This window comes from Nonomuraea sp. NPDC051941 (assembly GCF_044593615.1).
In genome coordinates this window covers 1-21,398 of record NZ_JBIUCF010000089.1, presented here as the reverse complement: position 1 = coordinate 21,398, position 21,398 = coordinate 1, and the positions used below count along the sequence as shown (strand labels likewise).

The 21,398-nt window shown below is 68.7% G+C and carries 22 protein-coding genes and 1 riboswitch; of the genes, 13 read left to right on the top strand and 9 right to left on the bottom strand.

Annotation, left to right across the window (positions count from 1 at the left end; translation table 11 throughout):
* The first annotated feature begins 221 nt into the window (after positions 1 to 221).
* Positions 222 to 1,229, top strand: a complete 1,008-nt coding sequence (locus ACIHFD_RS64815) for a hypothetical protein (protein WP_397375433.1) — start codon at positions 222 to 224, stop codon at positions 1,227 to 1,229.
* 833 nt (positions 1,230 to 2,062) lie between these two features.
* Here ACIHFD_RS64815 and ACIHFD_RS64810 read toward each other — a convergent pair.
* The 3 genes from ACIHFD_RS64810 to ACIHFD_RS64800 form a co-directional block, all read right to left on the bottom strand.
* Positions 2,063 to 2,236, bottom strand: coding sequence for a hypothetical protein (locus tag ACIHFD_RS64810; protein WP_192788369.1), 174 nt, complete (start codon positions 2,234 to 2,236; stop codon positions 2,063 to 2,065).
* Between the two features lie 207 nt (positions 2,237 to 2,443).
* Positions 2,444 to 3,310, bottom strand: coding sequence for an ABC transporter ATP-binding protein (locus tag ACIHFD_RS64805; RefSeq protein WP_397375432.1), 867 nt, complete (start codon positions 3,308 to 3,310; stop codon positions 2,444 to 2,446).
* On the bottom strand, positions 3,303 to 4,238 hold the full coding sequence (locus ACIHFD_RS64800) for an ABC transporter permease (RefSeq protein ID WP_397375431.1): 936 nt from the start codon (positions 4,236 to 4,238) through the stop codon (positions 3,303 to 3,305). The genes ACIHFD_RS64805 and ACIHFD_RS64800 overlap by 8 nt, the downstream gene beginning before the upstream one ends.
* Positions 4,239 to 4,714: 476 nt before the next feature.
* On the opposite strand from ACIHFD_RS64800, the gene ACIHFD_RS64795 reads away from it, so the two are divergent.
* The 5 genes from ACIHFD_RS64795 to ACIHFD_RS64775 all read left to right on the top strand — a co-directional run bounded on the left by ACIHFD_RS64795 (position 4,715) and on the right by ACIHFD_RS64775 (position 10,443).
* Entirely contained in the window at positions 4,715 to 6,355 is a 1,641-nt protein-coding gene (locus tag ACIHFD_RS64795; protein ID WP_397375430.1) for an ABC transporter substrate-binding protein, read from the top strand.
* Positions 6,356 to 6,465: 110 nt separating this feature from the next.
* A complete protein-coding gene (locus ACIHFD_RS64790; RefSeq protein WP_364266557.1) occupies positions 6,466 to 7,428 on the top strand; it encodes an ABC transporter permease in 963 nt (320 codons plus the stop codon).
* The gene (locus ACIHFD_RS64785; RefSeq protein WP_355212750.1) at positions 7,421 to 8,395 is read left to right on the top strand and encodes an ABC transporter permease; all 975 of its coding nucleotides are present in this window, start codon (positions 7,421 to 7,423) and stop codon (positions 8,393 to 8,395) included. Before ACIHFD_RS64790 ends, ACIHFD_RS64785 begins: the two co-directional genes overlap by 8 nt.
* Positions 8,396 to 8,408: 13 nt before the next feature.
* Positions 8,409 to 9,443 carry an ABC transporter ATP-binding protein gene (locus ACIHFD_RS64780; protein ID WP_350742584.1) on the top strand — a complete coding sequence of 345 codons (1,035 nt, stop codon included), beginning with the start codon at positions 8,409 to 8,411 and terminating at the stop codon, positions 9,441 to 9,443.
* Positions 9,430 to 10,443 (top strand): ABC transporter ATP-binding protein, encoded by a 1,014-nt coding sequence (locus tag ACIHFD_RS64775; RefSeq protein ID WP_397375429.1) that lies wholly within the window; start codon positions 9,430 to 9,432, stop codon positions 10,441 to 10,443. Before ACIHFD_RS64780 ends, ACIHFD_RS64775 begins: the two co-directional genes overlap by 14 nt.
* 50 nt (positions 10,444 to 10,493) lie before the next feature.
* Here ACIHFD_RS64775 and ACIHFD_RS64770 read toward each other — a convergent pair whose 3' ends face one another.
* From ACIHFD_RS64770 to ACIHFD_RS64750, 5 genes are all read right to left on the bottom strand, one after another.
* On the bottom strand, positions 10,494 to 11,678 hold the full coding sequence (locus tag ACIHFD_RS64770) for a lipid-transfer protein (RefSeq protein ID WP_397375428.1): 1,185 nt from the start codon (positions 11,676 to 11,678) through the stop codon (positions 10,494 to 10,496).
* Entirely contained in the window at positions 11,675 to 12,079 is a 405-nt protein-coding gene (locus ACIHFD_RS64765; RefSeq protein WP_397375427.1) for a Zn-ribbon domain-containing OB-fold protein, read from the bottom strand. The genes ACIHFD_RS64770 and ACIHFD_RS64765 overlap by 4 nt, the downstream gene beginning before the upstream one ends.
* 89 nt (positions 12,080 to 12,168) lie before the next feature.
* The gene (locus ACIHFD_RS64760) at positions 12,169 to 13,293 is read right to left on the bottom strand and encodes a S8 family serine peptidase (protein WP_397375426.1); all 1,125 of its coding nucleotides are present in this window, start codon (positions 13,291 to 13,293) and stop codon (positions 12,169 to 12,171) included.
* Entirely contained in the window at positions 13,290 to 13,904 is a 615-nt protein-coding gene (locus tag ACIHFD_RS64755) for a hypothetical protein (protein ID WP_355212758.1), read from the bottom strand. Before ACIHFD_RS64755 ends, ACIHFD_RS64760 begins: the two co-directional genes overlap by 4 nt.
* Positions 13,905 to 13,979: 75 nt before the next feature.
* Positions 13,980 to 14,786, bottom strand: a complete 807-nt coding sequence (locus ACIHFD_RS64750; RefSeq protein WP_397375425.1) for an S-adenosyl-l-methionine hydroxide adenosyltransferase family protein — start codon at positions 14,784 to 14,786, stop codon at positions 13,980 to 13,982.
* Between the two features lie 117 nt (positions 14,787 to 14,903).
* Between ACIHFD_RS64750 and ACIHFD_RS64745 the strand changes: the two genes are divergently transcribed.
* The 3 genes from ACIHFD_RS64745 to ACIHFD_RS64735 are packed head-to-tail and all read left to right on the top strand — an operon-like array spanning position 14,904 to position 16,630.
* Positions 14,904 to 15,203 (top strand): DUF3263 domain-containing protein, encoded by a 300-nt coding sequence (locus ACIHFD_RS64745; RefSeq protein WP_350742598.1) that lies wholly within the window; start codon positions 14,904 to 14,906, stop codon positions 15,201 to 15,203.
* A gap of 39 nt (positions 15,204 to 15,242) precedes the next feature.
* A complete protein-coding gene (gene otsB, locus ACIHFD_RS64740) occupies positions 15,243 to 16,013 on the top strand; it encodes a trehalose-phosphatase (RefSeq protein WP_397375424.1) in 771 nt (256 codons plus the stop codon).
* Between the two features lie 35 nt (positions 16,014 to 16,048).
* On the top strand, positions 16,049 to 16,630 hold the full coding sequence (locus ACIHFD_RS64735) for a hypothetical protein (protein WP_397375423.1): 582 nt from the start codon (positions 16,049 to 16,051) through the stop codon (positions 16,628 to 16,630).
* Between the two features lie 6 nt (positions 16,631 to 16,636).
* Here ACIHFD_RS64735 and ACIHFD_RS64730 read toward each other — a convergent pair whose 3' ends face one another.
* Positions 16,637 to 18,067 carry a trehalose-6-phosphate synthase gene (locus ACIHFD_RS64730; protein ID WP_355212764.1) on the bottom strand — a complete coding sequence of 477 codons (1,431 nt, stop codon included), beginning with the start codon at positions 18,065 to 18,067 and terminating at the stop codon, positions 16,637 to 16,639.
* Between the two features lie 31 nt (positions 18,068 to 18,098).
* On the opposite strand from ACIHFD_RS64730, the gene ACIHFD_RS64725 reads away from it, so the two are divergent.
* The 4 genes from ACIHFD_RS64725 to ACIHFD_RS64710 all read left to right on the top strand — a co-directional run bounded on the left by ACIHFD_RS64725 (position 18,099) and on the right by ACIHFD_RS64710 (position 20,866).
* Positions 18,099 to 18,653: an RNA polymerase sigma factor gene (locus ACIHFD_RS64725; RefSeq protein ID WP_319719563.1), complete on the top strand. Its 555-nt coding sequence runs from the start codon at positions 18,099 to 18,101 to the stop codon at positions 18,651 to 18,653.
* A 79-nt stretch (positions 18,654 to 18,732) separates the two neighbouring features.
* Positions 18,733 to 18,874: riboswitch (SAM riboswitch) on the top strand.
* Between the two features lie 13 nt (positions 18,875 to 18,887).
* Entirely contained in the window at positions 18,888 to 20,120 is a 1,233-nt protein-coding gene (gene thrC, locus ACIHFD_RS64720) for a threonine synthase (protein WP_350742605.1), read from the top strand.
* A 24-nt stretch (positions 20,121 to 20,144) separates the two neighbouring features.
* A complete protein-coding gene (locus tag ACIHFD_RS64715; RefSeq protein ID WP_185068974.1) occupies positions 20,145 to 20,420 on the top strand; it encodes a MoaD/ThiS family protein in 276 nt (91 codons plus the stop codon).
* Positions 20,421 to 20,665: 245 nt separating this feature from the next.
* Entirely contained in the window at positions 20,666 to 20,866 is a 201-nt protein-coding gene (locus ACIHFD_RS64710) for a cold-shock protein (protein WP_068927743.1), read from the top strand.
* The last annotated feature ends 532 nt before the right edge of the window (positions 20,867 to 21,398 follow it).

The window sequence follows — 21,398 nt, the reverse complement described above, 5'->3', positions numbered from 1 at the left end:
ACGCTCTCCCCTTACTCGGTAACCGGCCTGCAAACCCCTGCTACATGGGCTTTCATGCGCCTGCGGCCGATCACTGCGAGTGGTAGAACTGCTGGCGTAGCTCAGCCGTGACGGCACGCTTCGTGTGGTGCCCATAGCGCGCCCGCCACGGCTTTCGGGGGTTATCGATTCGCATTTCCACCGCATTCGAGAGCGATCGATCACGAGCCGGGAAGGCAATCATGAATCGAGTAGTCAAGGCGGCTGTCGCCGTCACAGTATTCGGCCTGGCGGCGGCTTTGGCCGTGCCGGCACAAGCGGAAGTCGGGAACAACGGCGTCAGGAGCGACGGGGGCGGCACCAACAGCCCGCTCGACAGCCTGCTGGGCGGCGGCCTGCTGAACGACGGCCTGCTGAGCGGGCTGATCGGCGGCGGCCAGCTGAACGGGCTGCTGGGCGGCGGCCTTCAGGGCAAGTCCGCGGCACAGCCCAGCCGTCCGATGACGGACGTCGAGCGGGACATCGCAGCAGAGAACCGGCAGAGGTACTCCACCACGCCGAACGCGGCCGAGGACGTCACCAACTTCGGCGGTCCGCTGCCGGAGCTGTCGCCGATCGTCGGCGGGTTCTCGCTCGGCGGCGGGGGCCTGACCGAGTCCCTGCCCGTGCCCGTCCTGTCGGGGGCGGCACGCATGGCACAGCCCGTCGCGACCTCGGTGAAGTCCGGCAAGCAGGGCGGCGGCCAGGTCGTGAGCGAGGGAGACACCCTGCGCGGCGCATACGACGCGACGACGGGCCTGCTCGACACGTCCTTCGGCGACGCGATGAACAAGCTGAACAACAACAGCGTGCTGCCGGGCACCGGATCCAGCCTGCTGAACACCAGCGCGGCCACGGCCAAGACCATGAGCGGCACCAGCAAGGGCGTCGAGACGCTGTCGGCCGAGTCGATCGTGGCCGGCCTCGGCGAGGCGGCCCGGCGGGCCCTGCCGCACGCCGCGAGCGGCCGGCTGTCGCCGATGATCGGCCAGGTCGCGCCGGTCGAGATGGCTCCGGTCATCGAGGCGCTGCCCAGCACCGCGCAGGCCGCCTCCATGGACGAGCTCACGCCGCTCGTCGAGGACACCTCGGGCGTCGTGTCCGCCAACGGCACCAAGGCCACCGGCACCTACGGTGACGTGCTGACCGCGCTCGGATGGTCCACCGACTCGCTGACGAGCTCGGTGCGGGACTCCTGGATTCGCGACTAGACGCGATCGAGGCGCCGTAGAGCGGCGGCTCGCCGAGGGCCGGGATGACGGTTCGCGGGCGTCCTAGGTGCCGACGCCCATGAACCGGCCGTACCGGCTGCGAAGCGGTCCCGTTCGCGCGCCTCAGCTGTTCCCTGAACGGCGTGTTCCCTTTCCCGGGCCGGACGGCTGCCGGCGCTCTGGCGCGGCAGGTCCGGTGTCGTCGCCGCGACGTGGCGCGTCGCGTGCCGATGTGCTGGAACGGCGGTCCGCGTGCCGCCCGTTCCCGCCCGGCAGGCCCGGTGCCGTCACTCTGGTGCGGTAGGTCGGCGGGGGCTGACTGGGAACACCGGCGCTCCGGCGCGGCAGGCCGGCAGGGGGCTGACTGGGGACGTTCTCGCACCGACGCGGCAGGCCGGCAGGGCGCTCACAGGTGCCGAGCGCCGACGGCACTGGCGCGCGTGGGTGGCGAGACCCCGCGCAAGCGGGCAGGTCTCATGACGGGCCTGGGCGGACGCGCCCACGCCCTGGCTCGCGCAGCGCGCCGCCACTGCAGGGCAGCGGCGTCGCACGAGCCCGCCGCCGACCCCGGTATCTGGGGTCGGCGGCTTTTTCATGCGCTGGCTGCGGGGGCCGTTCTTTTGCGCTGCCCGGGGGCCGGCGAAACCCCCATCTTGTACGGCGGAGCACGGGCGGCGCCACCCGCCGCACGTGGCTGAGCGCCTCCAGGGTGACGCCCGCTGACCCGCACGGGGCCGGCCGCCGTTACGGCGTGCTCTCAACCGTCCAAGAGGGGCGGTGGGTCATGGTCTGCGGAGTGGGTGATTGTCGGGATTACGGGCCGGTCGGAGGGCTCAGGGCAGGCGGACGCCGGTGCGACGCGCTATCTGGGCCTGCAGCCTGGCCATCTGCCAGTGCAGCTCCAGCAGCTGCTCGGCGAGCTGTATCCGGGGAATCTCGGCCACGTCCTCGGTGGCCAGGTGGTCGATCGCGGTCGAAAGCTCCACCATCGCGCGCTCCCACTCCATCAGCGTACCTCGGATCGAATTGACGTTCGAATCCTATCGGAACGGCAGGCTCGCTGTCAGTCATTTGCCACTGCAGTCGCGCGCGTTTCGCACACAACAGCGAAAAGCGTGGATGTCGGTGTTTGTGGCCGTAACCCGGCAAGGCATCGGGCCGGAGCGGGGGGAGGCTCCGAGCCGTGAGCGGCGGCGGTCGCGCCGTGAGAGAGGTCAGCCCTTGTTGTAGGCGGCGATGACTTCCTTCGGGTCGCCGTCCATCTTGATCTTGCCCTTGTGCAGCCAGATGACGCGGTTGCAGGTCTCCTCGATGACCTTGAGGTCGTGGGCCACGAGGAAGACCGTGCCGGCGGACTCGCGGATCTGGCGGATGCGCTCCTCGCTCTTCTTGCGGAACTCGCGGTCGCCCGTGGCCAGGGCCTCGTCGATGAGGAGGACGTCGTGGGTCTTGGCCGAGGAGATGGCGAAGCGGAGCCGGGCGCCCATGCCGGAGGAGTAGGTGGACATGGGGAGCTGGACGAACTCGTCGATGCCGGAGAAGTCGACGATCTCCTGGTACTTCTCGCGGACCTCGGCAGGCGTCATGCCCATGGCGTAACAGCCGAGCACGATGTTGCGCTCGCCGGTGAGCTCGCGCATGAGGGCCGCGTTGACGCCGAGCAGCGAGGGCTGGCCGTCGGTGTAGACGGCGCCCTTGTGCGGCGGGAGGAGGCCCGCGATGGCCCGCAGCAGCGTGGACTTGCCCGAGCCGTTGCGGCCCACGATGCCGATGGCGTCGCCGTGGTAGGCCACGAAGGTCACGCCCTTGACCGCGTGGACCTCTTTCATCTGCGGGCGGCCCTGGCGCCTGAGGATGCGCGTGAGGGCGTTGACCGCGTTGCCCTTCTCGGCGTCGGAGGCCGCGCCGTAGACGCGGTAGACGATGTGGAGATCGTCGACGATGACGGTCGGAGTGCCCGTGGGGACGTCGAGTGGCCGCTTGCCCTGAGGCTCCGGATCGGGATGCACTCTCACATCCTTGCCGGTGACGGCGGGCTTCTCGCCCTTCACCTGTGACAGCTCCTTGGTAAGTTCAGCCACGCCCGTACCTCTCCTCGGACCGCCAGAAGTACCAGAAGCCGAAGCCGAGTGCGAACACCGCCCAGAATACGCAGGACGCCAGCACCATGGTGGGGGGGTGGTGGCCGAACTGCGGATTGTGGGTCGAGATGAGGATCTCGCGCATCCATTCGATGTAGGAAGCGGCGGGGTTCATGTACATCACATTGGCCACCCATTGGGGCAGCCCGGCGGAGCCGACGACCTTGTCCTGGATCGAGAAGAACACGCCGGAGGCGTAGAGCCAGGTGCGGGTGATGAACGGCAGCAACTGGTTGAGATCGCGCATCGAGGCGCCGAGCCGGGCGACGATCAGGCCGGCACCGATGTTGAACATCGTCTGGAGCAGCAGCACCACGGGGATCATGAGCCAGAACCAGTTGAGCCCCTCGCCGGTGAGCATCACGATGACGAGCAGGATGCCCATGGAGATGGCGAGCTGCTGGAGCTCCTGGATCGTGTAGGCCAGCGGCAGCGAGGCGCGGGGGAAGTGGAGCGCTCTGATGAGCGACAGGTTGCCCGAGATCGACTTGGCGCCAGCGGTGACCGTGCGCTGCGTGTAGGTGAAGACGAACATCCCGGTCAGCAGGAACGCCGTGTAGTTGTGGATGTTCTTGCTGCCGCCGAGGATGAGGCCGAACATCAGGAAGTAGATGCCGGCGTTGAGCAGGGGGGTCAGCACCTGCCAGAGCTGGCCGAGAGCCGAGCTGGTGTACTTCGAGACGTTGCGCGAGGTCGCGTACGTCAGGATGAAGTGTCGCCGCTCCCAGAGCTGGCGCACGTAGACAGGGAACCTCGGCCGCGCGATGGCACGGCGAAGTCCGTATCTCTTGGCGAGCTTGGCCAGCGGCTCCTGCCCGCTTCGGCCGCCCGCCTGGGCGTCCGCGACAGCGGATTCCGGCTGGCTCATGGCAAGGACTCTATTGGATCCCGGTCGGTGGGGTGCCTGCCGCGCGGGTTGGCGGCAGCGTCAGTTGGACGGAGTCTCGGGACGCTCGGTTCCCAAGGTGCCGTCAAGACCTGCTCAACCGTAGCCCAGCGCGGCGCGGTGCGCTGGGAAGGGCGCGACCACTCTCATGTAGAGGGTAATTTTCATCGTCTGTTCACGTCCCGGCCGTACCGGTTACACGGGCTCTGTACGATTTGTTGCCTGTTGGGCTAAATGTCTGTGACGCTGGATTGGCACACGTGTGACCGAACTGCAACGCGCCAGAGACTCCCTGGTGGCAAGTAGTAAGGGATAGTCGCGATCGACTGGCAGGGCGTCGGCTGGTTTGACCATGTCAGCCAAACCCGGGGGGAAAACCAGGATCCCCCCGTCAGGCTGCTCACGATCACCGCAGCTCAGCGCTAACGCCCACCTGTAGAGGGAGGAATTCTTTCACCATGCGTGTTACTAAGGGCGCACAGATCGTCGCCGGTACCGCGCTGCTCGCCCTCGCGGTTGCCGCGTGTGGCGGTGGCGCCTCTGACAGTGGCGGCACTGCTGCCGGAGGCGGCGGGGAGACGCCGGTCCGCATGGAGATCGGCGAGCCCCAGGAGCTCCTGAACCCCCAGAACACGACCGAGACCGAGGGGTCCGAGGTCCTCGCCGCAGTGTTCTCCCCGCTGGTCCGCTACGACGAGAACAAGCAGCCGGTCGAGGAAGCCGCCGAGTCGATCACGACGTCGGACAGCAAGGTCTGGACGATCAAGCTCAAGTCCGGCTACACGTGGCACGACGGCACGCCGGTTACCGCCGCCGACTACGCTCGCGCGTGGAACTACGCGGCCCTGCAGGACAACGCCATGAGCTCGTCCTACTTCTTCGGGCGCGTCGACGGCTACGCCGACGTCCACCCGGGTGAGGGCAAGACGCCGACGGCCAAGGAGATGAAGGGTCTCAAGGTCGTCGACGACTCCACGCTCGAGGTGACGCTCTCGGCGCCGTTCTCGCAGTTCAAGACGATGCTGGGCTACACCGCGTTCTACCCGATGCCGAAGACGGCCCTCGGCGCCGACGGCAAGGTGACGCAGGCCTACGGCGAGCAGCCGACCGGCCAGGGCCTGTTCAAGCTCGACAAGCCCTACAAGAAGGGCACCGACCAGACCATCGACCTGACCGTCTACGACAAGTTCACGGGCGCCAAGCCGAAGAACTGGAAGAAGCTCCAGTTCAAGGTCTACACGAGCTCGGAGACCGCGTTCAACGACCTGCAGGCCGAGAACCTGGACATCCACGACTCGCTGCCGCCGTCGACGATCGCCACCGCCAAGTCCGTGCTCGGCGACCGCTACCACGACGAGCCCGACGCCGCCGTGGGTTACATCGGCGTCCCGCTGCAGTACAACCCCGAGTTCAAGGACCCGCAGGTCCGCAAGGCCATCTCGCTGGCCATCGACCGGAAGACCATCACCGAGACGGTCTTCTCCGGCACCCGCGCCCCCGCCGACGACTTCATCAACCCGGCCATCCCCGGCTACCGCCAGGGCGCCTGCGACGCGTGCACGTACAACCCGGCCGAGGCCAAGAAGCTGTACGACGCCGCCAAGGGCCCCAAGACCATCGAGCTGGGCTACAACGCCGACGGTGGCCACAAGGAGTGGATCGAGGCTGTCGCCAACAACCTCCGCGCCAACCTGGGCATCGAGGTCACGCCGAAGCCGTTCGAGAAGTTCCAGGGCATCCTGGACGCCCTGGACGCCAAGGAGTACAAGGGCCTCTTCCGTATGGGCTGGTCCATCGACTACCCGTCGGCTGAGAACTACCTGACCCCGATCTTCGGCACCGGCTCCATCGGCACCGGCTCGAACTACGGTGGCTACTCCAACAAGGCGTTCGACGAGCTGGTCTCCAAGGGTGACCAGGCCGCGGACGCCGCCGAAGGCCTGAAGTTCTACCAGCAGGCCGACGACATCCTCATCAAGGACCTCCCGTACATCCCGGTTTACTTCTACCGGAGCAACTTCGGGTACTCCTCGAAGGTGAAGAACGTCAAGCTCAACCTGCTCAACCAGGTTAACTGGGTCGACATCGAGAAGGCCTGACGTTCATTCGCGCGGTGGACGGCTCTTGCCGTCCACCCGCCGGAGGGCTGAGCTTGGAGGCAGCCACTCGAGCCGGGTGAACCACGGGCTCCGGGGGCTGCCTCCAAGTCATGTACCGGAGGGCTTGTATGGGCCGTTATGTCATCAGGCGCTTGATCCAGGCGATACCCGTCCTGCTCGGCGCCACGCTACTCATCTTCATGATTGTCTTCGCACTGCCAGGGGACCCCATCGCGGCGCTGTTCGGAGACAAGCGCCCGGACCCCGCGGTCGCCGAGGTCCTGCGCGAGCAGTATCACCTCAACGATCCGCTGCTGCTGCAGTACTGGTATTACATCAGCGGCGTGCTCTTCCGCGGTGACTTCGGCGTGAACTTCGCCGACGTCCCCGTGTCCCAGGTCATGGCCGGCAAGTTCCAGGTCACCCTGAACCTCGCGCTGACCGCCCTGGTGATGGAGGCGCTCATCGGCGTCGGCCTGGGCCTGTGGGCGGCGCTGCGCCGCGGCAAGGCCACCGACACCGCCATCCTGGCCTCCACGCTGCTGCTCATCTCGGTGCCCACGCTGGTCACCGGTTTCGTGCTGCAGCTGGTCCTGGGCGTCAAGCTCAAGCTGTGGACCGGGCTGGACATCTTCCCGGTGGCGGGCACGTTCGCGGGCTGGCGCAGCTATCTGCTGCCCGGCTTCGTGCTCGCGGGGACGTCGATCGCGTACCTGACCAGGCTCACCAGAACCAGCCTGGTGGAGACGCTCAGAGCGGACTACATCCGAACGGCCACGGCCAAGGGCCTGCCGCGACGGCGTGTCATCGGCCGGCACGGGTTGCGTAACGCGCTGATCCCGCTGATCACCTATCTGGGCGCCGACCTCGGCAACCTGATGGGCGGCGCGGTGATCACCGAGACGATCTTCAATCTCCCGGGGATTGGAAATCAGCTGTTCCAGTCGGTTTACTTGCGAGAACAACCGGTTGTGGTGGGGATCATCACCGTCCTGGTGCTGATCTACATCCTGGCCAACCTGGTCGTCGACCTGCTGTACGCCGTGCTCGACCCGAGGATCCGCTATGAGTAACCCAATCCCGCCGGTCGGGCCCGGGCTCCCGGAGACGCAGACACTGGTCACGGACACGGTTACCGACCCGGCGCCCACGCCACAGGGCAAGAAGGGCAAGGAAGGCAAGCCCGCGAGCTTGTGGAGCGACGCCTGGTACGACCTCAGGCGCCGGCCGATGTTCATCATCTCGGTGCTCATCATCCTGGTCCTGCTCGTCATGTCGTTCCTGCCGTCGCTGTTCACGGCGATCGACCCGTTCAACGCCAGGACCTGTGACCTGTCCACGGCCAGGCAGGCGCCCAGCGCCGGCCACCTGTTCGGCAAGGACAGCCTGGGGTGCGACGTCTACGCCAGGACGATCTACGGCGCCCGCAACTCGATCGTGATCGGCGTGTTCACCACGATCATCACCACGGTGGTCGGCGGTCTGCTCGGCCTGATCGCCGGTTTCCGGAGCGGCGTGGTCGACACGGTGTCCTCGCGGGTCACCGAGATCTTCTTCGCCATCCCCCCGATCCTGGGCGCGCTGCTCATCGCCGCCACCTTCCGCGGCCGGGCCAACAGCATCATGCTGGTCATCCTCGCGCTGGCGGTGCTCGGCTGGCCGATGACGTTCCGCATCATGCGGGCGGCCGTGATCACCGCGAAGAACCAGGACTTCGTGGTCGCGGCCAGGGCGCTGGGAGCGAGCGCGGGGCGGATCATGTTCCGTCACCTGCTGCCCAACTCGCTGGCGCCGGTCATCGTCGTGGCCACGATCAACCTGGGTGGCTTCATCGCCGCCGAGGCCGCGCTCTCGTTCCTGGGCGTGGGTGTCCAGTCGCCGGACATCTCATGGGGTCTGATGATCGCCGACGCGCGCATCAGGTTCTTGGAGGCGCCGCTGCCGCTGGTGTTCCCGGCCGTGTTCCTCAGCATCACGGTGCTGGCGTTCATCATGATGGGCGACGCCGTACGCGACGCGCTCGACCCGAAGCTCAGGTAGAAGGGGGGATCAAGTGAAGAAGACGTCAACGGATGTGTTGCCCGCCGAGGGAGGGCTGGGCGACCAACCGCTGCTCGCTGTCGACAACCTGCACGTGGAGTTCCGTACGCGTGCCGGGGTCGTACGCGCTGTGAACGGCGTGAGCTACACGGTCAGCCCCGGTGAGACGCTCGCGGTGCTGGGCGAGTCGGGTTCGGGCAAGTCCGTGACCGCGCAGGCGATCATGGGCATTCTCGACATGCCGCCGGCGGTCATCCCCAAGGGGGAGATCCGCTTCAAGGGCACCGACCTGCTCAGGCTGTCGGAGGAGGCGCGCACGCAGGTGCGCGGCCAGCGCATCGCGATGATCTTCCAGGACGCGCTCTCCGCGCTCAACCCGGTGTTCACCGTGGGCTGGCAGATCAGCGAGATGTTCCGGGTGCACCGCGGCATGTCCAAGCGCGACGCCATGAAGAAGGCCGTCGAGCTGATGGACCGGGTCCGCATCCCGGCCGCCAGGCAGCGCGTGAACGACTATCCGCACCAGTTCTCCGGGGGCATGCGCCAGCGCATCATGATCGCGATGTCGATCGCGCTGGACCCCGAGGTGCTGATCGCGGACGAGCCGACCACGGCGCTCGACGTGACCGTCCAGGCCCAGATCATGGAGCTGCTGGCCGAGCTGCAGCGCGAGAGCCAGATGGGCCTGATCCTGATCACGCACGACCTCGGCGTCGTGGCCGACGTGGCCGACAAGATCGCCGTCATGTACGCGGGTCGCATCGTGGAGAAGGCCCCCGTGCACGACATCTACAAGGGCCCCGCGCATCCGTACACGAAGGGTCTGCTGGAGTCGATCCCCCGGGTCGACCTCAAGGGCCAGGACCTGTACGCGATCAAGGGCCTGCCGCCCAACCTGCTCGACCTGCCGTCCGGCTGCGCGTTCCACCCCCGGTGCCCCTACCGGCAGGACGACTGCGTGACCGACGCCCCCCCGCTCCACGAGATCAGCGGCACCCGAGGCAGCGCGTGCCACTACTGGAGGGAGGTCCTCGATGGCGATCGGTGAGCGCATCCTCGAGGTTCGGGACCTGGTCAAGCACTTCCCGCTGACCCAGGGCATCGTCTTCAAGCGGCAGATCGGCGCGATCAAGGCCGTCGACGGCGTGTCGTTCGACCTGCACAAGGGCGAGACGCTGGGCATCGTGGGCGAGTCGGGTTGCGGCAAGTCCACCCTCGCCAAGGTGCTGATGGCGCTGGAGCGGCCGACCTCGGGCTCGGTGCAGATCAACGGCCGTGACATCGGCAGGGCCAAGGGCGGCGAGCTCAAGCGGATGCGCCGCAACATCCAGATGGTGATGCAGGACCCGTACACCTCGCTGAACCCCCGGATGACCGTCGGCGACATCATCGGCGAGCCGTACGAGATCCACAGCGAGGCGGCGCCGCGCGGCGACCGCCGCAAGAAGGTGCAGGAGCTGCTGGAGGTCGTCGGGCTCAACCCCGACCACATCAACCGCTACCCGCACCAGTTCTCCGGTGGACAGCGGCAGCGCATCGGCATCGCCCGAGGGCTGGCGCTCCAGCCGGAGATCATCGTCTGCGACGAGCCGGTGTCGGCCCTGGACGTGTCCATCCAGGCGCAGGTGATCAACCTGCTCGAGCGGCTGCAGAACGAGTTCGACCTGGCGTACATCTTCATCGCCCACGACCTGTCGGTGGTGCGGCACATCTCCGACCGGGTGGGCGTGATGTACCTGGGCAAGTTCGTGGAGCTCGGGAAGGACACCGAGATCTACGACAAGCCCGCGCACCCGTACACTCAGGCGCTGCTCTCGGCGGTGCCGGTGCCCGACCCGGAGGGCCGGGAGCAGCGGGAGCGGATCATCCTGCAGGGCGACCCGCCGTCCCCGGCGAACCCGCCGTCGGGATGCCGGTTCCGTACGCGGTGCTGGAAGGCGCAGGAGATCTGCGCCGAGGAGGAGCCGCTGCTGCAGATCCGTCCGGGTACCGGGCACGAGAGCGCCTGTCACTTCGCGGAGACGCACGACGTGGTGCACGTGGGCTGACGCACCTCCGAAGACCCTCCGAGGGAGCTCCCCGGAGGGTCTTCGCGTTTCTACGTGGTGACGATCAGCGCGGAGCCGTGGCCGAAGAGGCCCTGGTTGGCGGCGAGGCCGACGCGGGCTACGGGCACCTGGCGGTCGCCGGCCTCGCCCCGCAGCTGCATTGTCAGCTCGCAGAGCTGGGCGATCGCCTGGGCCGGGATCGCCTCGCCGAAGGAGGCCAGGCCGCCCGAGGGGTTGACCGGGATCCGGCCGCCGAGCCCCGTCGCCCCGTCGTGCAGCAGCTTGGCCGCCTCCCCGGGCGGGCACAGGCCGACGTCCTCCATCCAGTCCAGTTCCAGGGCCGTCGAGAGGTCGTACACCTCCGCCAGTGAGACGTCCTCAGGTCCCACCCCTGCTTCCTCGTACGCCGCGTGTGCGATCGCCGCTCTGAAGGGCCTCTCAGGGGCCGGTACGGCGGTGCGGGAGTCGGTGGCGAAGTTCGGCAGCTCCAGGATCGTGCTGGGGAAGGTCGGGGTGACGGTGGAGACCGCGGCCAGGCGTACCGGAGCCCGCAGGCCCCGGCGGCGGGCGTAGGACTCCGAGGCCAGGACCACCGCCGCGCCTCCGTCCGAGGTGGCGCAGATGTCCATGAGGCGCAGCGGGTCGGCGACCAGCGGCGAGGCCAGCACCTCCTCGGCGGTGACGGGCTTGCGGTAGCGGGCCATGGGGTTGAGCGAACCGGCCCGCGAGTTCTTGACCTTGACGGCGGCGAAGTCGGCCGGGGTCGAGCCGTGCACGGCCATGCGCCTGCGGGCGTACAGGGCGAAGTAGGCGGGGTTGGTGGCGCCCAGCAGGCGGAAGCGGAGCCAGTCGGGGTCGTCGGGACGGTCGCCGCCGACCGGTTTGAAGAAGCCCTTCGGGGTCGAGTCCGCCCCGACCACCAGCGCCACGTCGCACAGGCCCGCGAGGATGCGCGTGCGGGCGATGTCCACGGCCTGGGCGCCGGAGGCGCAGGCCGCGTAGCAGGAGGCGATCCTGGCGCCCGACCAGCCCAGCGCCTGCGCGTAGGAGGCGCCAGCGACGAAGCCCGGGTAGCCGTTCCTGATCGTGTCCGCCCCGACCACGAACTCCACGTCGGTCCACGCCACCCCGGCGTCCCGCAGGGCCGCGCGGGCGGCCGCGACGCCGTACTCCAGGAAGGGCCTGCCCCACTTGCCCCACGGATGCATCCCGACGCCCAGCACCACGACACTCATGAGACCCGCTCCCACATCCACATCAGCGGTCCGTCCGACAGCGGCCCGGAGGTGAGCTCCAGCTCCATGCCGACCTCCAGCTCGTTCACGGTGAGGCCCTTGACCTGACCGAGCACCACGATCCCCACCTCGTCGAGCTCGACGGCGGCCAGCGTCACCGGCACGTACGGGTCCGCGGCGACGTAGGGGGCGGGGGGTGGGTAGCAGGCGTTCGTGTACGACCACACCCGGCCGCGGCGGGGGAGGCGGGTCGTCTCCATCGAGGTGGCGTCGCAGCGGGGGTTGGGGCAGAGGCCGGTACGGGGCGGGAAGGTGACGGTGCCGCAGGTGGCGCAGCTGGTGCCCAGGAGGAAGACGCCGTCCTTGTCGATGGCGAACCAGCCCTCGATCGCTAACGTCATGCCGCCAGTATCGCACAAGCGCTTGCTAGGGTAACGACCCGCCGACGCCCCTTCGATCCTTTGGGGGGAGGGTCGGTTGGGGGGAGGGGTCAGGGGCGGCGTTTGCGGTGGCGGACGAGGATGCGGGCCGACATCGCCGCGGCCAGCATCACCATGCACGCCACCACCGGCCCCCGGGAGGCGGGCGGCGGGCCGTCGCCGAAGTACGGGCCGGGGTGGGCGAGGCCGGCACCGGGCGGGTCCAGGCGGGCGGCCTCCCGCAGGGCGAGCAGGGCGTTGGCCACCCCGTGCCCGTAGGCGGGGCTGTGGCCGTCGGCCGGCTGCAGCCTGGTGCCGAGCTCGATGGCCGTTCGTACGTGGTAGGGCGACATGTCGGGATACGCGGACTTGATCAGGGCCGCCACGCCCGCCACCATGGCCGCCGCCGAGCTGGTGCCGTCGCTCACCACGTACGAGTCGCGCGCGTCGGCCGTGACGATCTCCGTGCCCGGCGCGACCACCGAGAGGTAGTCCTGCCTGTTGGAGAACGCGGCCACCCTGAGCTCCCGGTCCACCGCCCCCACGGCCATCACCCCGGGATAGGCGGCGGGGAAGTTCTTCCTGTTGGCCGTGCCGCCGTCGTTGCCCGACGAGGCCACCAGCACGGCGCCGCGCGCGATCGCGTACTGGATGGCCTCCTCCTCCGACGGCGAGCCCTCCCACGCGCCGCTGCCGCCGCCCAGCGACATGCTGATCACGCCGGCCCCGTGGTCGACCGCGTACCGGATGCCCTTGGCCAGCGCGTCGCGCCCGCCGGCGCGCTGCTGCTCGCGCAGCGGGTCGCCGTTCTCCAGCGTGACCCGGATGGACAGCACCCTGGCCGCGGGCGCCACCCCGATCACGCCGCCCTTGTGCTCGTCGCCGTGGCCGCGCCCGGCGATCAGGCTGGCCATGGCGGTCCCGTGCCGCCCCCAGAGGCCCTTGGCGGTCCCGGTCAGGTCGGGGCCCTGGATCACGGCCCCCTCCAGGTCGGGGTGGCGGCCGTTCACGCCGGTGTCGAGCACGGCGACGATCACGCCCTCGCCCCTGCTCGACCGCCACGCCTCGGGCAGCCGCATCGCGGCGAGCTGCCACTGTCCCGCCCGGGCGGCCTCGCCCACGTCGTCGGTGGCGCTCGCCGGAACGGTTCCCACCACCAGCGCGGTGACGAGGAAGGCGACGGCGAGCCTGCTCATCGGGTGAGCGTCCGGTGCAACTCGGTGGCGAGCTGCCGCGCCGTGGCGCGCAGCCGGGGCGCGAGGCGGTCACCCGGCTGGTACGGCCGGCCGTCGGCGTACCCGGCGGCCGTCGCCACCACGTAGCGCTCGTCGGACCTGAGCACCACCCCGGTGAAGTACTGCCGCTCGCCGAAGCGCTCGGCCGGCCCTCGGGGAAAGGCCACCGGCCGCACGGTCGCGGGCCGTCCCACGCGGTAGTAGTCGCGTCCGGGCGTGTCGAGCACGGCGATGCCCACGGTGGCGACGAACGTCTGCGTGCTGTCGGCGTACGTGGCGCGCAGGGCCACGCGGCAGCCGCGCCGGACGGCGGCGGGCTGGAACGCCGTCCGGCAGGGCGCCTCGGGGGCGACCCCGGCCAGCTCGTACGTGACCCGCGCCCCCGACGGGCTGACTCCGGGCAGGGTCGCGGGGAAGATCTGCGCGACGGGCCACGCGTGCCAGCGCTCTGACACGGGCGGCTCCGGCGCGGGCCAGATCGCGGACATTATGGAGAGCAGCACGATGGACAGCTGGTACACGTCGACCTCTGGAGGGGAGGGGAGGGACGCCCGCGCGTTGCATTCTGACACGCGCCCGCTGATTCTTTCCGACGCTTCGGTAAACAGACCGATACGCGGAGTAATTCCGATCTGTGCGCCTTCGTCCTATGGAGTAGGGGAGAGTCGGACATGTGCGCCAGGTGGGAGCCCCAGCCGCTGCGCTGCGTCACCGGAATTGACCGCGATCGCGATCAGCCCCGCCGAGTCCGCGAACGCCACCAGCTCCCCCGGCGGCACTGCCGCGAACGTCTCCCGGTAGGGCAGCGAGAGCTGCCGCCGGCCCAGCCAGACCCCCAGCGTGTCGCCCACCCGCACGCCCAGCGCGTGCAGGTCCCCGACCGCGATCGACAGCTGGGTGTTGCCGTAGCGGTCGACCGAGACGACCTCACCCTCCACCGAGCCCTCACGCAGCAGCGTGGTCGGCGCCGGCAGCGTCACCAGCCTGCCGATCGGCACCTCGGGCCCCAGGTCCGCCGGTCTCAGCCCGCCGCACAGCCGCCCCGCGACCGGCGAGAAGACGTCGCGCCCGTGGAAGGTGGGGGAGACCGGCCGCAGGAAGTGCTCCTCGTTGCTGATCGCGTAAGCGGCCTCGGCGCCGCCGCTGGCGTGCACGGCCCACGACAGCAGCCCGTTGTCGGGTCCGATGAACACCCGCCCGCCCGCCTCGACGGCCACCGCCCGCCGGGCGCCGCCCGCGCTGGGATCGACCGCGCCGATATGGATGCCCGCGGGAAGGTACGGAATGGTCTGGGCGAGAATCGCCGCGCCACGCCGTACGTCACCCGAGGGGATCAGGTGGCACACGTCGATCACCCGCGCCTGGGGGGCGATTCCGGCGATCACTCCGTGACACGCCGCCACATAGCCGTCTTCGAGTCCGTAGTCGGTGAGGAGCGTGATTACTGAGGTCACATTTCGTGACTGTACGTCTCTCAATACGTCGTGAACAGCCGCACTTCGCACATTACGATTGGCCACGGGCCGCGTGCGTGCGGAGTCGTCGCGCGCACCTTTCCCGAGGAGGACACCATGGGAGCACCGCTCAGCGGTGACAATGCTGCCCAGGAGACGTCCGGCCAACCCCTCTCAGAACGCGATCTCGAACTCCTCGCCTTCGAACGCCAATGGTGGCGCTACGCGGGCGCGAAGGAGCAGGCCATCAAGGAGAGCTTCGGGTTCTCCGCCACGCGCTACTACCAGTTGCTCGGTGAGCTGATCGACCGGCCGGAGGCGCTGGAGCACGATCCCATGCTGGTCAAGCGGCTGCGCAGGTTACGGTCCACCCGTCAGCGTGACCGCGCCGCCAGGAGACTCGGCATGCGTCCCTGACCGGCTGGGTACGGCAGCCGCGTGAGGAACATCCCTGGAATGAAAGCGATCTTGGACGACCCGGCGGGCGCCGTGATCGGGCTCGACTTCGACGGAACCCTGTCGCCGATCGTGCCCGATCCCGCCGAGGCCGTGATCCATCCGAAGGCGCCTGAGGTGCTGGCCGAGCTCGGCGCCCACGTCCTGGCGGTGGCCATCGTGACCGGCCGGCCGCCGGCCACCGCGCTGGAGCTCGGGCCGGGCCTGGCCGACGTGCCCCGGCTGGTCGTGCTCGGGCACTACGGCTTCGAGCGCTGGGAGGCCGGGCAGATCTCCGGGCCCCCGCCGCCTCCGGGCGTGCTCGAGGCCGAGGCCGAGCTGCAGCTGCTGCTCGAGTCGCTGGGCCTGCGAGACGTCACCATCGAGGACAAGGGCCGGGCCGTGGCCGTGCACACCAGGCGCAGCTCCGACCCGGAGGGCGCGCTGGCCAGGCTGCGCGAGCCGCTGGCCGAGCTGGCCGGCAAGCGCGGCCTGGTGGTCGAGCCGGGCCGCTTCGTGCTGGAGCTGCGGCCGCCGGGCATGGACAAGGGGCAGGCGCTCAGCCTGTTCCTGGCCGAGCGGGCCGCCAGGTCCGCCATGTTCGTGGGCGACGATCTCGGCGACCTGGCCGCGTTCGAGGCCGTACGCCTCTCGGGGCTGCCCGGCGTGACCGTGTGCAGCGGCTCCGCGGAGGTCACCGAGCTGGCCGAGCGGGCCGACATCGTGGTGGACGGGCCCGACGGCGTCGTCGCGCTGCTGGAGGAGCTTGTGGCGGCTTTCAGCCGTTCGTGATTGAGCTGCAAGTCGCGCTCCCTAGGGTCGGGCGCATGCACAAGCGACACCTCGCCGCCGTGGCCGTGGCCGTGGCTGCGGCCACCCTCCTCGCGACCTCCCTGCCCGCCCACGCCGCGCCCGCCCAGGCGGTCAAGCTGCGCAAGGGCCTGACCCTGTACATCCCGATCAAGTGGGTGGTCCACCGCTTCGGCGACGATGTCCAGATCGTGACCGGCAAGTGCGGCAAGCCCATGGGCTGGGGGACGCCCGAATGCGACGCCTTCTACGTCCTCGGCCCCTCGTCCATCAAGCGCGGCGCCGAGGGGTTCGGCCCGTACACCGGCAAGAGGCCCTTCTACACGGCGAGCGACGTGCAGCCGTGCCCGTTCAACCGGAAGTGGGGCGAGGCCATCGGCCCGAAGGTCACCAGGGGTCTGCGCCAGGTCGGCGCGGGGCACAAGGCCGCCTACAACGCGTGGAAGTCGGAGTGCGTCAAGTATTCGGGCTCGACCACGAAGGTGCTGCTCCGCTTCACGCAGCGCGAGTGGTACCTGCCGCAGAGCAAGATCCTCATCGTGGACCAGTGGAACACGCCGGGGCTGGCCGACGCGCTCAAGCACGCCGACTGGACCTGACCGGGCTCAGATCTCGGCCAGCGCGTCGAGCTGGGCCGCGAGCCACTTCTGCGGGGGCAGGGCGGTGGCCGCGGCGTGCAGCTTGTCGCGCCGCATGCGGCGCTCGTCCTCCGGCATGACGAGCGCGGCGTGCAGCGCGGCGGCCGTGCCGCTGATGTCGTACGGGTTCACCACGAGCGCGTGCGGGCCCAGCTCGGCCGCCGCCCCCGCCTCGCGCGAGAGCACGAGCGCGCACCTCGTGGACAGGATCGGGCCCTCCTTGGCGACCAGGTTCATCCCGTCGCGGATCGGGTTGACCAGCAGCACGTCGGCCATCCGGTACGCGGCCAGCGAACGCGGGTAGTCGTCGTTGACGTTGAGGATCAGCGGGTCCCAGTCCTCGGTGCCGTACTCGTCCTCGATCTCCTGCGCGCAGCGCAGCACCGACGCGGTGTATTCGCGGTATTCGGGCAGGTCGTGCCGGCTCGGGTATGCGAACGCCAGGTGCACCACCTTGCCGTGCCACTCCGGGTGCGCGGCGAGGAACTCGCGGTAGGCCACCAGGCCGCGCACGATGTTCTTCGACAGCTCGGTGCGGTCGATGCGGACGATCAGCCGGCGGTCGCCCACCTGCTCCCTGAGCGCGGTCATGTGTGACTCGACGTCGGGCTCGACGGCACGCTCCCACAGCGCGTCGCCGTCCACGCCGAGGCTGTGCACGCCGATGCGGGTGGTCCGGCCCTCGTGGGTGACGCTGCGGCCCACGCGGTCGACCTCCGCGCCCAGCAGCGCTTCACAGCAGTCCATGAATGCCTGCGCCCACCTGTCGGCCAGGAACCCGGCGTGATCGGCCCCAAGGATGCCCTCCAGGACCTCTCCGACCACCTCGTCGGGCAGCAGCGAGAAGTATTCGGGGGGCGCCCACGGGGTGTGGCTGAAGTGGGCGATGCGCAGGTCCGGCCGCTCGGCGCGGAGCATCGCCGGGGTCAGCGTCAGGTGGTAGTCCTGCACCATGACGCGGGCGCCGTGGCCGGCCTCCTCGGCCAGCGCCAGCGCGAACGCGCCGTTGTAGTCGCGGTAGGACTCCCACTCGCGCTCGAACCTCGTGCCGAAGTTGGGTGAGTTGGGGATGTCGTAGAGCAGGTGGTTGACGAACCACAGGGTGGAGTTGGCCACGGCGTTGTAGGCGCGGTGGAAGGTGGCGGGCGGGATGTCGAGCATGCGCACCGGGCCCGTGTCGTAGCCGGCGTGGTCGATCCGGCCGCCGGGCACCAGGCGCACGGCGCTGCGGTCGCCGTCGGACAGCGCCGCGCACACCCACAGCATGCCGTCCTTCCGTGCCACCTCGGACAGTGCAGAAACCAGGCCGCCGCCACCGCGTTTCATGGTCAGCTCGCCGTCGTCCGAGACGGTAAAGGAAACGGGTCCTCTGTTGGAGGCCACCAGGACGCTGTTCATCTACGCTCCCTTCGCCCATAGGATCCCAGCTATGGCGCTAGATGAGCTAACCGAGGAACTCGCCCGCTCGGCCGCAGGAGGAGATCATCGCGCACTTGGCGAGCTCCTGGCGCGGATCGAGCCCGATGTGATGCGACACTGCGCCCGGATCCTCCCCTATCACCAGGATGCCGAGGAAGCCTCGCAGGACACGTTGCTGGCCGTGGCGCGCAACATCGGCCGGTTCGAGGGCCGGGCGCGGTTCAGCACCTGGCTGCACATCGTGACGGCCAACTGCGCGCGCACCACGTACAGGTCGCTCAAACGCCGCGCGGCCGAGCAGACCTCGGACGAGCTGCCCACGCAGAAGCCCGACGTGGCGCGGGTGAGCGTGATCGCGGGCTCGCGGCTCGACCTGCTCGACGCCATGGAGGCGCTGGAGGCCGACAAGCCCGACCTGGCGCAGGCGCTGGTGCTGCGCGACATCGTCCAGCTCGACTACAACGAGGTGGCCGAGCAGCTCGGCATCCCCCTGGGCACCGCCAAGTCGCGCATTCATCAGGCCCGCAAATACGTGCAGGGAGTGCTGGGTGATGATTATCGCTGAGACGCCACGTCTCGCATCTTGAGACGGGTGGCCATTTGGGCCCCATCGACGGGTAGAGTCCTTTTCAACAACTGAATATTGCTCATCCAGAGGGGTGGAGGGACCGGCCCTGCGAAGCCCCGGCAACCCTCCCGGTTTGAGACTCGCGACAGGGCGAGGCCGACCGGGACAAGGTGCCAATTCCGGTCTGCGGTCAAGGTGGCCGCAGGCGAAGATGAGGGAAGGCCTCGCTTCATGTCGCTCGACTTTGGTCCTGCTGTCGGTCTGTCCTGCCGTGAGTGCGGCACGCGTTACCCGCTCGGTCCGAGCTTCGCGTGTCTGGAGTGTTTCGGGCCGCTCGAAGCGGCCTATTCCTTCGGTACGGTGACCCGCTCCGACATCGAGTCGGGTCCCGCCAACATCTGGCGTTACCGGTCGCTGCTCCCGGTGCCGGTTGACGTCGCCAGTAAGCCCAATATGAACCCGGGTTGGACCAAACTGGTCAAGGCCGGAAACCTCGGACGCGCACTCGGTCTCAAGAACCTGTACGTGAAGGACGACTCGGGCAACCCCACCCATTCCTTCAAGGACCGGGTCGTCGCCATCGCCGTCGAGGCGGCGCGTAACTTCGGCTTCCACACCCTTTCCTGCTCCTCCACGGGCAACCTCGCGGGCGCGGTCACCGCGGCGGCGGCGCGCGCCGGGCTCGAGGCGTGCGTGTTCATCCCGGCCAACCTCGAAGCGGCCAAGATCGCCATGGCTCGCGTGTTCGGCGGGAAGCTGATCGGGATCGACGGCACCTATGACGAGGTCAACCGGTTCTGCTCCGAGCTGATCGGTGACCCGCTGGGTGACAAGTGGGGGTTCGTCAACGTCAACCTGCGGCCCTACTACGCCGAGGGCTCCAAGACGCTCGCGTACGAGATCGCCGAGCAGCTCGGGTGGCGCTTGCCCGAGCAGATCGTCATCCCCATCGCCTCCGGCTCGCAGCTCACCAAGATCGACAAGGGTTTCCGCGAGCTGGTGCAGCTGGGGCTGGTCGAGGACACGCCGTACAAGATCTTCGGGGCGCAGGCGGCCGGGTGCTCGCCGGTCTCCACCGCGTACAAGGCGGGGCACGACGTCGTGCAGCCGGTCAAGCCCGACACCATCGCCAAGTCGCTGGCCATCGGCAACCCGGCCGACGGGCCGTACGTGCTCGACATCGCCCGGCGCACCGGAGGGGCCGTCGAGGACGTCACGGACGCCGAGATCGTGGCCGCGATCAAGCTCCTGGCCTCGACGGAGGGCGTCTTCGCCGAGACCGCGGGAGGGGTGACCGTGGGCGTGCTGAAGAAGCTCGCCGAGAGCGGGCGGCTCGACCCCGAGGCCGAGACCGTGGTCCTCAACACCGGCGACGGGCTCAAGACGCTCGACGCGATCAGCGACGACGCCCAGCCCACGGCCGTGATCCGGCCCTCCCTCGACGCGTTCCGCGCGACTGTCTGACAACCAGGAAAGGCGAGTTAAACCATGAGCGTTTCGGTGCGGATTCCCACCATTCTGCGCACCTACACCGGGGGCAACGCCGAAGTCAGTGGCGAGGGCGCGACTCTTCGTGACGTGCTTGCCAAGCTCGACTCCGACTACCCGGGGATCGGCGCGAGAATTCTGGATGAATCGGGCAAGATTCGTCGTTTTGTCAACGTTTACGTTGGGGAAGAGGACGTCCGTTTCGCCGACGGGCTCGACACTCCGGCACCTGAGGGCACTCAGATCTCAATCATCCCGGCGGTTGCCGGCGGCTGAGTGCTATAGATCACACGTGTGGAAGGCGCCCCTAGTGGGCGCCTTCTCCATTTCCAGGGCAAATGAAACGCTGAAGCGCCTTCGTTGCGAAGAAATGCATCGTTTGCAGATTGACTCTGTTGCCAAACCCCGTGCCACAGGTATGGTCGAGGGCGATCGTCTGGCTGATTTTCCCTTAAGTCCGGCGATTACGGGTCTCGCGGAGGAATGGGCGAGATCTGAAAGCCCAGTAAGAGGAGTCGGAAGTGGCGCAGGGCACCGTCAAGTGGTTCAACGCGGACAAGGGCTACGGCTTCATCGCGGTAGACGGTGGTAAGGATGTATTCGTCCATTACTCAGCGATCATGATGGACGGGTACCGATCTCTCGAACAGGGCCAGCGGGTCGAGTTCGAGATCACGCAGGGCCAGAAGGGACCTCAAGCGGAGTCCGTCCGCGCGGTCTGATACACCCCCCTGGTATGCACCGGCGGGGATCGCCCGGCAGCGCAGTCCGTGCGAACCCGCCACCTTTCTTTCGTCGACTCGGTCACGGCGAGCCGCGCGAGGCGGCTCGCCGTGCGTATGGATCCCGCCACCTGCGGTGGCCTGGACGCGGCTCGTCGCAGGTGCGGGGTCCTGCCGCCGGCGATGGACGGCTCTGCCGTACAGGCTGATATGGGGAGGAAAGGCCCGGTAGGAGGCTTCTCGCTTGCACTCGACAGGGTAGAGTGCTAAACAGTTCGTTGGCACTCTGTGCAGCAGAGTGCCAACACTCGGATCGGGACGATGGGGTCTGCCGCAGGAGATGCTGACCCATGCCGTCGCGGGCGTCGGCTCGGTCCACGACAAGCCACCCTGCATCTGGGAGGTCTAGCCTTATGGCAGCCAAGATGATCGCGTTTGACGAGGACGCCCGGCGCGGTCTCGAGCGCGGTATGAACCAGCTCGCCGACGCCGTCAAGGTGACCTTGGGTCCCAAGGGCCGCAACGTCGTGCT

Excerpts from the sequence above, each read along its gene's own strand:
- ACIHFD_RS64765 (WP_397375427.1), bottom strand. The coding sequence starts at position 12,079 with ATGACGTTAGCGATCGAGGGCTGGTTCGCCATCGACAAGGACGGCGTC.
- ACIHFD_RS64815 (WP_397375433.1), top strand. The coding sequence starts at position 222 with ATGAATCGAGTAGTCAAGGCGGCTGTCGCCGTCACAGTATTCGGCCTG.
- ACIHFD_RS64785 (WP_355212750.1), top strand. The coding sequence starts at position 7,421 with ATGAGTAACCCAATCCCGCCGGTCGGGCCCGGGCTCCCGGAGACGCAG.
- ACIHFD_RS64715 (WP_185068974.1), top strand. The coding sequence starts at position 20,145 with ATGAGCGTTTCGGTGCGGATTCCCACCATTCTGCGCACCTACACCGGG.
- ACIHFD_RS64770 (WP_397375428.1), bottom strand. The coding sequence starts at position 11,678 with ATGAGTGTCGTGGTGCTGGGCGTCGGGATGCATCCGTGGGGCAAGTGG.
- thrC (WP_350742605.1), top strand. The coding sequence starts at position 18,888 with ATGTCGCTCGACTTTGGTCCTGCTGTCGGTCTGTCCTGCCGTGAGTGC.
- otsB (WP_397375424.1), top strand. The coding sequence starts at position 15,243 with ATGAAAGCGATCTTGGACGACCCGGCGGGCGCCGTGATCGGGCTCGAC.
- ACIHFD_RS64775 (WP_397375429.1), top strand. The coding sequence starts at position 9,430 with ATGGCGATCGGTGAGCGCATCCTCGAGGTTCGGGACCTGGTCAAGCAC.
- ACIHFD_RS64810 (WP_192788369.1), bottom strand. The coding sequence starts at position 2,236 with ATGGAGTGGGAGCGCGCGATGGTGGAGCTTTCGACCGCGATCGACCAC.
- ACIHFD_RS64730 (WP_355212764.1), bottom strand. The coding sequence starts at position 18,067 with ATGAACAGCGTCCTGGTGGCCTCCAACAGAGGACCCGTTTCCTTTACC.
- ACIHFD_RS64760 (WP_397375426.1), bottom strand. The coding sequence starts at position 13,293 with ATGAGCAGGCTCGCCGTCGCCTTCCTCGTCACCGCGCTGGTGGTGGGA.
- ACIHFD_RS64800 (WP_397375431.1), bottom strand. The coding sequence starts at position 4,238 with ATGAGCCAGCCGGAATCCGCTGTCGCGGACGCCCAGGCGGGCGGCCGA.
- ACIHFD_RS64745 (WP_350742598.1), top strand. The coding sequence starts at position 14,904 with ATGGGAGCACCGCTCAGCGGTGACAATGCTGCCCAGGAGACGTCCGGC.
- ACIHFD_RS64735 (WP_397375423.1), top strand. The coding sequence starts at position 16,049 with ATGCACAAGCGACACCTCGCCGCCGTGGCCGTGGCCGTGGCTGCGGCC.
- ACIHFD_RS64795 (WP_397375430.1), top strand. The coding sequence starts at position 4,715 with ATGCGTGTTACTAAGGGCGCACAGATCGTCGCCGGTACCGCGCTGCTC.
- ACIHFD_RS64725 (WP_319719563.1), top strand. The coding sequence starts at position 18,099 with ATGGCGCTAGATGAGCTAACCGAGGAACTCGCCCGCTCGGCCGCAGGA.
- ACIHFD_RS64790 (WP_364266557.1), top strand. The coding sequence starts at position 6,466 with ATGTACCGGAGGGCTTGTATGGGCCGTTATGTCATCAGGCGCTTGATC.